An 11,073-nucleotide genomic window follows, 5' to 3' on the forward strand; every position below is an offset into this window, starting at 1 on the left:
TAATATACTCCATTATCCCATACTGTATTGCACTCAATCAGGAACCGCTATAGGTAAGGATCAGAAAAATTGGCAAGCAGTCACAAATCCAACTTCAGTAGTAAGTGTCGCACTTAAAGGTGAAGTAAAAGGAGACTTTGTTCCAGATCGGAGCATAAGTGGTAATGCTATCAATTCCAACGGCACTACTTATACATTTAATGGAACACTCTTATCTGAGCCAACATGTCCGATTGAGACTGAATCCCCGATTGGTTCAGAAAATCCCTTCTTAAAATAATTTACTTTTGCAAAGTATTTTCATTTCTCCCGCCTGAGAGTTACTTAAATTCGCTGGCGGGATTTTGGCTGGAATCAAGTCGATAGTTTTAGCAGCGATCGCTAAATTTAACCTTGAAACAGTACTGTAAGAGCAGATAATCACTTTGGTGAACCAAAATAAAACTCGATTAATCTATGGTATCAATAGCCGGAAAAGTTGCAATTATTACTGGTGCATCGCGGGGAATTGGACGAGCGATCGCACTAAAATTAGCTGGTAACGGCGCATCTATTGTCGTTAACTATGCAGGTAATGCAGGCAAAGCACAAGAAGTTATTGCAGAAATTGAAAAGTTGGGAGTAGAGGCAGTTGCTATCCAAGCTGATATTAGCAAAGTGCCCGACATCCAAAGGTTATTTGAGCAAACACTTGAACGCTTCGGTAAAATCGATATTTTGGTCAACAATGCCGGAATCGCTTTCTATAAACCAATTACTCAGGTGAGTGAAGAAGATTTCGACGCAATTTTTGCCATTAACGTCAAAGGTACTTATTTTGCTTGCCAACAAGCCGCGCAACACATGGCAGAAGGGGGACGGATTATCAACTTTTCTTCATCAACTACGGTGATGATGCTGCCAACTTATAGTGCCTATGTAGGAACTAAGGGTGCTGTTGAACAAATTACGCGAGTACTAGCTAAAGAATTGGGTGCAAAAGCGATTGCAGTTAATGTTATTTCTCCTGGCCCCACCGATACAGAACTGTTTCGAGAAGGCAAAACACAAGAACAGATAGATCATTTAGCCCAAATGGCTGCTTTTGGCAAACTGGGAGAAGTGCAAGAAATCGCCGATGTAGTAGCGTTTCTCGCTAGCGATGAAGCTAGGTGGATCACTGGGCAAAACATTCGTGTCAACGGTGGAATCGCGTGAGGCGATCAAAGCTGTCCTCATGAACATGATTTCGTTTCAAAATCTCAGCCAGTAAGTGGGTATTGCTAGCCCTTGTTAGGGTAGGTAAAAATTAGACTGTTATTTCCTTCCATTCATTCGAGCTTTTTGCTGAAAGCAATGCTGCACGACAAAATTATCTTTTAAATCTGCAATGCCGTTAATCTACCATAGAAATTTCAGCCATGAATTCCATTATCAATTTTTTCACACCAGTTCAGCTTGGCCCTTACACCCTTTAAGGAAAAAGTAGCAGCTTAAGATGACAATCAATTAAACAGTTTTGTAGTGCATAAACGCGAAGCGTCTTAAGAAGTGCTTCGCCTTCATAATTATTTATACACAGGTCTTATCATGCATTTTCCAGAAAATAACAGTCAATTTGAACGACAGAAACCAGTTTATCTAGAGCTAAATTTTCAGATTATTTGTGCAGTTGTACTAATTGCTGTTATTGGAGTTTCTAGTGTGACTCCGGCTTTTCCTAAGTTAGCTAAAGATTTAAATATTAACCCGAAAAATTTGGGTTTATTGATTACAGTATTTACATTACCATCTCTGATTTTAGGGCCGATTATTGGTATTCTTGCCGATAGATTGGGTAGAAAGAAAATTATTGTTCCTTCACTGTTTATATTTGGCATAGCTGGTACTGCTTGCGCCTTTGCCCGCGATTTTAATTTATTACTGTGGTTGCGTTTGCTGCAAGGGATCGGTGCAGCTTCTTTGCTTTCTCTAAGTATCACTTTAATCGGCGATTTATACACCGGAGACAGACGGACTACAGCAATGGGTTACAATGCCGGTATTAGCAGCATCGGCACAGGAAGTTATCCAATAATCGGTGGCGCATTAGCAACAATGGGCTGGTATTATCCCTTTATGTTGCCCATAATAGCAATACCTCTGGGGTTGTTGGTATTGTTTGCACTTAAGAATCCCGAACCAAAAGGCGATCTCAACCTCAAAGAGTATTTGAGCAATGCCGTAAAAGTTCTGAAAAATCGTCAGCTATTTGGACTTTTTGTTGCCAGTGCTGCTAACTTTGTTTTCCTTTATGGCGCTTATGTCACATATTTACCACAGCTAATTAACGATACCTTTAAAGCGCCGCCCACGATTATTGGATTGCTACTTTCTAGTGTTTCTTTAGCAATTACCATCACAGCTTCCCAGTTAGGTAGATTAGCGAGAAGATTTCCTGCCACAAGTTTAATTAGTGCATCTTATGTTTTTTATGCTTTAGCGATGTTAATAGTTCCCTTTGTGTCAAATATCTGGTTACTATTAATTCCGAGTACAATTTTTGGGATTGGACTTGGTATTGGTTTTCCTAGCATCCAAACACTTTTAGCAGATTTAGCACCAAGAGAATATTTGGCGACGATTATATCGGTAAATGGGACATTCTATGGATTAGGACAAACATTAGGACCCTTATTGATGGGTTATGTCTTTGGTTTTGGCGGAATTAGTAGTGTGTTTTATGCCGCAACTGGTTTTGCCGTTTTGATATTTTTTGTGTTTAGGTATTCCACTTGTAGGTGATTGGTAATTCGTTTAGGAAGTGAGAGTCTTCTCAATCCGACGGTCAGGAATCAGCCAGATGACTGCGACTAAAGCGTATAATGCACAGGCAAACCATGAGTTCACAAAGGCAAGTGGAATTGCCACAGCATAGAAAACCATCGATATCTTTTCCTTAAAGTTTCCAGTGACTGCGATCGCTAGAGTCGAATCTCTGCCGTGGTGAGAAATTAGGGTGCGGGTAAGGATGAAGTAAGCGATCGCAGCCAACAACAACACCGTACCATAAAGGACAACTGGCATGGCGGCAAAGTGATTCTCGCCCATCCAGCCAGTGACAAAGGGGATTAGCGATAACCAAAACAGCAGATGCAGATTAGCCCAAAGGATACGGCCATTAACGTGTCGGACTGCTTGTAGTAGGTGATGGTGATTGTTCCAGTAGATGCCGATATAAATAAAACTCAGCACATAGCTCAGAAATACCGGGATCAGCGGACGTAGCGCAGCTAAATCGAATCCATGCGGCACTTTGATTTCCAGTACCATAATGGTGATAATGATGGCAATCACCCCATCGCTGAATGCTTCTAATCTCCCTTTTCCCATGTACGCATTCCTTTTCTATTTACTTGAAAGTAAGTTGTGACACTCTGTACTTTATCGTACCAAGTAGTTGCCATTGATGAAGATTGTCTGCGTTGGCGTAGCCCGCCGTTCGCGTAGCGTCTCGTAGAGAGGGCATCGCAAAATCAAAATATTTAATTCTTACTCGCCAATTTCCGCCGTAATTCCCGAATAGCAGCGCTAGTATTGCGCTCATAGGCAATTTTTAGAGACTCTATGACTACCTCTGACACATTGATGTTGGGGAAATAACGGCTCCTGGTTTCAACAGTGTAGCGATCGCCTTGCAATTTGTAAATCACCAGCTGGTTCTTCTTGAACAACCAAACTTCTGGTACTCGATAAAGCAGGTAGTCATTCACATCGGTGTAGCTAGTTATGTCTATCTCCACTACCAAATCCGGTGATGGAGCGACACCCCAATTGATCCGATCTTTACCTGCAATTGCCTCCCAGTTTTCAATATAAAAACAGTAGTCTGGTTCTATACCACTTTCCTGTGGAAGTTCCATTGTAATTGGGGTAAATGCCTCATATTCTTGTCCCAGATGATCGAGCAAAACTTTTACTACATCTGCAATTACACTTACTTTACGCTCATGTTCTGGTAGCGGTGCCATCAAGAGAATTTCTCTATCTCGATACTTGATACGAGGCGAAGAGCGATCGCCTAGTTGTTCATTCAGTGCTTGATAATCTTGCCAACTTCCAAGTAGGCGTACTACTGCGCCTGGGGGTAAATGGATTGTATCGGGTGTGACAACAGCAAACATAGAACTGATACCTCCACCTTAACTGTAATACTTTAAATATTAACTGCTGCGGCTGAAAAATACAGCAGCTATAACAATTAAACCTAAAAGTGCTAGAGGAACCCAGAGATTAGGGACATCCGACAAACTCATAAAGGACTTCCAAATAAGTAGAGTGTATGAGGCAGATTGCAATAGACAGTTGCTACTTTATAAGTCAACTATTAAGTAAACCTTTTTTTAACTTCCTCAGCCAAATTTTCTAGTAGCACTTCTACTTGCTCGCCTGTTTTCAAATCTTTGAGCGAGGATTTTTGCGCTGCTGCTTCTTCAGAACCAATAATTACGCAGAATTGAATTCCTTGTTTGTCTGCTAATTGAAATTGTTTACCCAAAGGACGCTTATCGAAGTTAGTTATTACATTAATTCCCGCCTGACGCAGATGTTGAGAAACTTTTAAATAAGTGGGCATTAAATCTTCTTGCATATTCACTACCATCACTTGGGCTGGTGTAGCAGCTAAGGTACTAAGAATCCCAGCTTTTAACAAGCGACTAATTAAACGAGTTAAGCCGATAGAAATGCCAACACCAGGCATTTTCTCACCCAAAAATACCCCGACTAATTCTTCATATCTACCGCCAGAACAAATACTACCTAAAGTTTCATGTCCTAATAGGATTGTTTCGTAAACTGTGCCGGTATAGTAATCAAGACCACGGGCAATGGATAAATCAATACAGAAACGGTTTTTGGCAACTCCGAGATTACGCACCCCTGCAATTACCGTTTCTAATTCGGTAACTCCTAAGCTCAATTGTTCGGTTTCTGGCAGATTTTGAGCAAGGTGCTTGAGCTTATCTAAGACTTCATCAACCGAACCGTCTATTTTGATAAATTCAATAATTTTTTGTGCCTGTTCGGCTGAAATTCCTTCTTTCTCTAAATCTTGTTTTACTTTACTTTCACCAATCTTTTCTAGAGTATCAACAATACCAATACACGATTTTATTTGATTTTCGGCAATACCCAATGATTTAAAGAAACCAGTAAGAACTTTTCGGTTATTGATGCGAATCAAAAAATCACCAATATTAATTGCTTCAAATATCTCAGTGATAATGGCAGGCATCTGAGCATCATAGAGCAAGCTGAGTTCACGACGAGCAACTACATCAATATCGCACTGACGAAACTGACGAAAACGCCCATCTTTCGCCCGTTCTCCCCGGAAAACTACATCAGTTTGATAACGAGCAAAGGGAAAGGTTAATTCATTCAGGTGACGGGCAATATACGCCGCTAAAGGAACTGTTTGATCGAACTTTAAAGCTCTTGCTTCCGAACCAGTCTCGCCCGATTTATCTCTCTCGGCTTGTCGATTTGGTGGCAAGATGGGATCGATTCCATAAATGATATTGTCACCTTGATTTCCTTTAGCTTGCAGCACTTCTAAACGTTCTACAGCAGGTGTTTCGATCGGCGTAAATCCATAGCTTTCAAAAACTCTACGGATGATATCTAACAAATATAATTCTAGACGCTTTTCGCTAGGAAGAAACTCTGGAAACCCGCTAGGGGTAGAAAAGTTAATTTTGTCACCTTTGGTCATGCGTGTACCTTACTAAGTTGAAATTTGAGATGAAAGCCTAACGACTGAAGTTGTGTGTGGCTACACAAACAAAGTCCGCCTGCGCGGACTGGAGAATAATGAGTGGTTATCTCTGAAAGGAGAAATTACTATCTTAGCCGTTCTTCTTGAATTAAGGTGCGTTGAAAGATTTGATTGTTCTTAAACCAATGCCAAGTACGGGCATTCCTTCTCGAATATTTGACATTGCAATTCACCTTTTATTGTTCTAACATCTGGAAAAATCGAGTAAAGTAATCAGGAAAAGTTTTCGCTGTACAACCAGGGTCTTTTATTACAATGCCTGTAACCTTTAAGCCAGTGACAGCAAATACCAGTCTTCACTAAATAAGGCATTTTCTAAAATTGAGTCACCTTGCGCTAAGGTCGCGACGAGTAATGCCCGATTGGTAATACTTTTAAAAACAGGAATCTCTACCGTGGCATCTACTGGGCGATTCAGAACAGGGATTACAATGGTATTCATTTTAAATCTCTGTGCAGGTAGTCAGCTACAACTTAATTATGTTCGCATATTATGAGTGGGGAGTGGGGAAGGTTATCAAAGACGGCTTTAATCATCGCTGGCGTAAATTCTTTAGAAGATAAACTGGCAAAACCAATACCACGCGCTGCCATAACATCGCTGTGGCCGTCAAAAATTGAGAGAGCTTGCGCGTAGCGATCGCCTTATGGTCTACCCAGTTGAGCAAATTCATATCTAGCAACCTTTTTGGCCTTTCCTATCCGTCGAACTCACACTAATTAGTGCCGAAATCCTGACTGAAAATTCTGCAATCCAAAATTCTGTTTTTCTTGGAAGCGATCGCGTTTCTCGTCGAGCTAAGTTAAGCGGCCGCTAGTATGCTTTGTTTAGATATCGTCTTTATCTTTGATCGCCCGTTGCTCATATTCTGTAATGATGCTCTGTATGCCATCTGCGGCAATATCGACTTGTTCAGATTTTGCATAAATAGTCAGCAAAATAATTCCCGTTGCTGTCTTGACATAGTAAATCAGACGATAGCCACCGCTTTTACCTTTTTGAGTGTCGCTGTTTCGGATTCTTAACTTGAAGACCGCATAACCAACCCCAGGTATTTGATCTCCTGGCAACTCTCCCTGCTCAAGTTGTTCGATGACAGGTTGTATATCATTCCGAATACTGCGATACTTTTTGGCAAGAGCGCGTAGATTTCGGTTGAACGTTGGCGAAGCTTCAACTTGAATGAAAGGCTGTTCAGTCATTTTCAAGGCCTTCCCAAAGTTGAGCCACCGGGATAGTTTGCCCAGTCATGGCTTCGTGCCAAGCTTGCCGAAAATCTGCTAAGACTTCTGCTTGAGATTGCTCATCTAGAACTTCCTCTTCTGGAATTAGAATAATAACTTCTACGCGGCTGTTTTTATCTGTTATGAGAGGATGATCTAAGGTTAGTTGTCCTTGCTCATTAATCGTTGCCATAACTTTAACTGCTTTCATTGCCACTCCAAGATGTTAAGTAGTAGTGGTTAGGTTAATGCCCAAGGCTTCAAGTTGCTGATTGATCCAAGCTGTTGCTGTCGCTTCATCGGTTTCAATCGCTCGTTCTACTCCTGTTTTAGCAATTTCTAGCAGTTGCTTGGATTGCTCCCGCTTTTGGTGAGAGGCTTCAACTTTGGTTCTGATTTTCTACTGAACGGAATCTGGCGCATCCCAAACTTGAAATTGAGCAATTTCGTTGGGGTATAGCTCAATTTGCCCTGATGAACCTTTGAAATGCTTTTCAACGAAGAGTTTTCCAATAATACTATTGAGGTAAATCGACAGATAAACCGGGTCAAGTAAATCAGTTCTAAGAATAGTGACGTGGTTATCTGGCAAAGCTTCTTGTTCGTACAGATAAGACGCACAGCGTCCAATTGTGCCGATACCTGTACCGTTGATTAGAACATCATCAGTTTGAATTGTAAGCGGATTATCACTTTCTTGTAGATAAGCATAGCGATTGTCTGTCAGGATGACTTTGCCTTCTCGAACGTGCTTGGAATTAACAACAGGTAAACCTAATTTATACTCGTCTTCGTCTTCAATGTATTGAGGTTGTTTTCCTCGTTGATTAAGGGTGAGTAAATCACCGAGGAGCGTTAGTTTAACCTTTTCTTCAAGTCGTTCAATGAGTTGGTCAAATTTTGGCTGGTAATACTCAGCATCAAGGCGATCGCAGGACAGGAACGACTCAGCAAAACTCTTGACGGCAACAGTTTCTTCAATGGGTTGCCAGTCCTTCAAGCCAAGCTCCGACAACAGCAAATCCTCAGCTTCTTGATAGGATTCTTTTGAATCCTTGCGAATTCTGTATGAATACTTAATCAATAATTCAAGAAAATCTTGAAAGTCAGTCTTTAGAGTGGGAATAAGAAGATTCTCAAGAATAGTTAAGTTGATATGTCCTTGTAATCCACCACTGGCAAATCTAAACAACTGACTTTTGCCAAGATTTGAATTTATAAATCCTGCAAGATAAAAGGGATTTACTTGGTTTTTGTTGCTTTCTACAATAATGATGTCAGCAGAATTAACAACTTCCGAATCTAGATAAATACTAGCTTTGCCAAAAGATCCGCTTCTAGCGATAAGAACATCATCTTTTTTAATTTGAGATTTTTTAAGTTGTTGATGAAATTTCTGAGTGATTCTTTGACATTCTTCAGTATTAACAAAGAATTCATCTATGTTCCGTGTTTGTAATAAGAGGATGCCAGACTCATCATATTCAGAAACCATTGAGCCAACATGACCGACATCGATTTTCCTGGCTACTTGAGATAAAGGCTGAGTTTTGGATTTGCTTAATGCTTTAGCAACGCTCAGATATCCCTTTTGAAAGAACTCTGCATCGACTCTAAGACTTGCATTGTTATATCTAGTTTCGCTAAACAATAATTCAACCGCTTCCAGCCCATCCATTAACTGCTGATACCTCACAGTATCAAACGGCGCAACAGATGGGCTAGATTCAAAAAAACTGAGCTTCTCCTTTTTGGCAAACTCAATAAACGCTTCCGCAATGCCGTCTTCCGTCAGTCCTTCGTGGTTATACAAATCATGATCCACCACTAAATGACCGTGAACATCTTGCAAAAAATCGCCCTCCACCCCCACCACTCGCTGCATCGGCGAGGGCGGGATCAATTCGCTCAGTTCATCATCAGGCGGTGAAGTAGACGATGAAATTTTGCGCCAGATTTTATCCCCAGAATTATCTTTCCCCGATTTCCGCATCGTCGCAAAAAAGATGTTGTAGTTATCCTGTCGAGGGCAGAGTGCGCCCGCCTTCGGGTCGTCATTCCACTTCTGCACAAACAGCACCGAAGTCTTCGTACCCGTGTGCGGCCTAAACGTATTGCCATGCAGCCCCACCACGGCCAAAATCCGACAGCGTTCGGCAATGAAATCTCGAATATTCTTATCTGATGAATTGTTAAACCGTCCTTGGGGCAGCACGATCGCCATTCTACCCCCCGGTTTCAAAAAGTCCAGATTGCGCTCAATAAACAAAATATCGCGCCCCACCTTGGTTTGCCACTTACCATCCGGCTTCTTTGCCAAATCATAGCGGGCAATCATGCGTGGTTCTTTGATATCTCCGGCAAAGGGCGGATTTGCCATCAACACATCAAACTGAAACTCTCGAAAATCTTTATTCCCTTTCGGTCGCAACCGTTTCAGCCGTTTGAATCCAGCATTATAAATGTTATCCCATTCCTCTTGTTCGGTTACTTCATTCCACAGTTCATAGTCCAGCGTGTTCAGGTGCAATACATTTGTCTGCCCATCCCCCGCAATCAGGTTCAGCGTCCGCGCCACCCGCACCGCCTTTTCATCAAAGTCGATGGCAAACACCTTCTCTTCCACATATTCCTTGCAACGGGGCGGTTTGTCTTCTAGCGAAAACAAATGACTCGCCTGCAATCCCTCATCCGCCAAAATCTGCCGCCACACATGAAAAATCGTATGCACCGGAAACCCAGATGATCCCGCCGCCGTATCGATCATGTACTCATCTTCTTGTGGATTGAGCATTTTTACGCACATATCAATCACATAGCGGGGCGTAAAAAACTGTCCTTTCTCACCCTTACTGCTCTGGTTGATCAAATACTCAAAAGCTTCATCGATTATATCCAGATTGGAGTTAAACAGCTTCACATTCTCCAACGACGACACGCAGACCGACAAGTGCGAAGGCGTGAGGCTAATCTTGGCATCTTCACTAAACACCCCTTCCCACTTTTTCTTTGCCCCATCAAACAAATCCTGAATCTTGGTTTTGAGTGCCGCTTCTGTCTGCCCCGTATTGCGAAACTCTAGAGAACGGGTTTTACGGCGGTTCCCCTGCCCAGAATACCACTCATCATAGAGCTTTGTAAAAATCAGCTTAAACAGTTCCTCAAATACATCTACCCCAGCATTCGCCAGCACCTCGTCTTCCATTTCTTCGATCAGGGTCTTGAGGGATTTATTCTCCTTCACTAACTTGTCATTGGCGATCAAGTCTTCTAGGGTGAACTTGATCTGAAGAATATCTGCTAGGGTTTGATTAACGTTGGGCAAACTGGGGATATCTTCAAAATAATTGGGATCTTTGCGCTGGTAGTAAGAGATTTGATCGCCATTTGTCCAAATTGCGATCGGCGCACCCGTGGCATTGCAGTAAGAGCGAAGCTGATCTTTCCCATCCTTTAACTTTGGCTTCTTTAGCTCTACAATCATGTAGACTGTGTTTGGACGATCTTTGTCCATCACCACAATGTCTGCCCGTTTCACCTCCCGCCCAAAATTCACCCCATACTCGACTTGAATGCGACTGAAAGGATAGTGTAGGCGTTCATTTAAAACCTGTAAATATAGCTGCCGAATTGCTTCCTCTGGCGTCAGCTTAATTGCCTTCTGACGCACCAAACAAACGATATAAGGCACTTCGCCACTTTTGGTTGCTTTCAAACTAATGCTCTGCTCTAACTGCTCAATTTCCGCCGCAGTAAACTGAGACAGTTTGTAGTTTGAGTCTTTGAGGATATCGGCTAGGTTCATCAGGCGCTACAGAATCTACATAAAGGCTTAGTCCGTTATAGAGTGTAACGCTATTGTAGAAACCGACCTATAGGTTTTCTTAATACTAGACAACAAATTGTTGAGAATAGACTTGTGTTCTGAACGAAAGGACTTGTGTTCTGAACGAATGGACTCGTGTTCTGAACGAATGGACTTGTGTTCTGAACGAATGGACTTGTGTTCTGAACGAATGGACTCGTGTTCTGAACGAATGGACTCGTGTTCT

Annotated in this window: 10 protein-coding genes and 2 pseudogenes; 3 read left to right on the top strand and 9 right to left on the bottom strand. The window is 41.9% G+C overall.

What is annotated here, in order from left to right; translation table 11 throughout:
* The 3 genes from ACFE93_RS21350 to ACFE93_RS21360 all read left to right on the top strand — a co-directional run.
* Positions 1-280, top strand: a 280-nt coding sequence (locus tag ACFE93_RS21350) for a hypothetical protein (RefSeq protein ID WP_375475990.1), incomplete at its 5' end; no start/stop codon positions are given.
* A gap of 176 nt (positions 281-456) precedes the next feature.
* Positions 457-1,197: an SDR family oxidoreductase gene (locus tag ACFE93_RS21355; RefSeq protein WP_375475992.1), complete on the top strand. Its 741-nt coding sequence runs from the start codon at positions 457-459 to the stop codon at positions 1,195-1,197.
* A gap of 372 nt (positions 1,198-1,569) precedes the next feature.
* Positions 1,570-2,763, top strand: coding sequence for an MFS transporter (locus ACFE93_RS21360; protein WP_375475994.1), 1,194 nt, complete (start codon positions 1,570-1,572; stop codon positions 2,761-2,763).
* Positions 2,764-2,775: 12 nt separating this feature from the next.
* Here ACFE93_RS21360 and ACFE93_RS21365 read toward each other — a convergent pair whose 3' ends face one another.
* The 9 genes and pseudogenes from ACFE93_RS21365 to ACFE93_RS21405 form a co-directional block, all read right to left on the bottom strand.
* Positions 2,776-3,351: a TMEM175 family protein gene (locus tag ACFE93_RS21365; protein WP_375475996.1), complete on the bottom strand. Its 576-nt coding sequence runs from the start codon at positions 3,349-3,351 to the stop codon at positions 2,776-2,778.
* A gap of 152 nt (positions 3,352-3,503) precedes the next feature.
* Positions 3,504-4,142: a Uma2 family endonuclease gene (locus tag ACFE93_RS21370; RefSeq protein WP_375475998.1), complete on the bottom strand. Its 639-nt coding sequence runs from the start codon at positions 4,140-4,142 to the stop codon at positions 3,504-3,506.
* A 203-nt stretch (positions 4,143-4,345) separates the two neighbouring features.
* Positions 4,346-5,734 carry a histidine--tRNA ligase gene (hisS, locus tag ACFE93_RS21375; RefSeq protein WP_375476000.1) on the bottom strand — a complete coding sequence of 463 codons (1,389 nt, stop codon included), beginning with the start codon at positions 5,732-5,734 and terminating at the stop codon, positions 4,346-4,348.
* 128 nt (positions 5,735-5,862) lie between these two features.
* Positions 5,863-5,937, bottom strand: a pseudogene (locus tag ACFE93_RS21380) (DUF3598 domain-containing protein); the annotation flags it as partial.
* 152 nt (positions 5,938-6,089) lie between these two features.
* Positions 6,090-6,239 (bottom strand): annotated as a pseudogene (locus ACFE93_RS21385) (3-phosphoshikimate 1-carboxyvinyltransferase); the annotation flags it as partial.
* A 91-nt stretch (positions 6,240-6,330) separates the two neighbouring features.
* Positions 6,331-6,471, bottom strand: a complete 141-nt coding sequence (locus tag ACFE93_RS21390; RefSeq protein ID WP_375476002.1) for a hypothetical protein — start codon at positions 6,469-6,471, stop codon at positions 6,331-6,333.
* A 154-nt stretch (positions 6,472-6,625) separates the two neighbouring features.
* The gene (locus ACFE93_RS21395) at positions 6,626-7,000 is read right to left on the bottom strand and encodes a type II toxin-antitoxin system RelE/ParE family toxin (protein WP_375476004.1); all 375 of its coding nucleotides are present in this window, start codon (positions 6,998-7,000) and stop codon (positions 6,626-6,628) included.
* Entirely contained in the window at positions 6,993-7,232 is a 240-nt protein-coding gene (locus ACFE93_RS21400; RefSeq protein ID WP_375476006.1) for a hypothetical protein, read from the bottom strand. Before ACFE93_RS21400 ends, ACFE93_RS21395 begins: the two co-directional genes overlap by 8 nt.
* 189 nt (positions 7,233-7,421) lie before the next feature.
* Positions 7,422-10,826 carry an N-6 DNA methylase gene (locus tag ACFE93_RS21405; RefSeq protein WP_375476008.1) on the bottom strand — a complete coding sequence of 1,135 codons (3,405 nt, stop codon included), beginning with the start codon at positions 10,824-10,826 and terminating at the stop codon, positions 7,422-7,424.
* Positions 10,827-11,073 lie beyond the last annotated feature (247 nt).

This window comes from uncultured Nostoc sp. (assembly GCF_964247315.1).
GTDB lineage: Bacteria > Cyanobacteriota > Cyanobacteriia > Cyanobacteriales > Nostocaceae > Nostoc.

What these genes read in the sequence shown, in the direction of transcription:
- ACFE93_RS21355 (WP_375475992.1), top strand. Translation starts at nt 457, where the DNA reads ATGGTATCAATAGCCGGAAAAGTTGCAATTATTACTGGTGCATCGCGG.
- ACFE93_RS21360 (WP_375475994.1), top strand. Translation starts at nt 1,570, where the DNA reads ATGCATTTTCCAGAAAATAACAGTCAATTTGAACGACAGAAACCAGTT.
- ACFE93_RS21365 (WP_375475996.1), bottom strand. Translation starts at nt 3,351, where the DNA reads ATGGGAAAAGGGAGATTAGAAGCATTCAGCGATGGGGTGATTGCCATC.
- ACFE93_RS21370 (WP_375475998.1), bottom strand. Translation starts at nt 4,142, where the DNA reads ATGTTTGCTGTTGTCACACCCGATACAATCCATTTACCCCCAGGCGCA.
- hisS (WP_375476000.1), bottom strand. Translation starts at nt 5,734, where the DNA reads ATGACCAAAGGTGACAAAATTAACTTTTCTACCCCTAGCGGGTTTCCA.
- ACFE93_RS21390 (WP_375476002.1), bottom strand. Translation starts at nt 6,471, where the DNA reads ATGAATTTGCTCAACTGGGTAGACCATAAGGCGATCGCTACGCGCAAG.
- ACFE93_RS21395 (WP_375476004.1), bottom strand. Translation starts at nt 7,000, where the DNA reads ATGACTGAACAGCCTTTCATTCAAGTTGAAGCTTCGCCAACGTTCAAC.
- ACFE93_RS21400 (WP_375476006.1), bottom strand. Translation starts at nt 7,232, where the DNA reads ATGAAAGCAGTTAAAGTTATGGCAACGATTAATGAGCAAGGACAACTA.
- ACFE93_RS21405 (WP_375476008.1), bottom strand. Translation starts at nt 10,826, where the DNA reads ATGAACCTAGCCGATATCCTCAAAGACTCAAACTACAAACTGTCTCAG.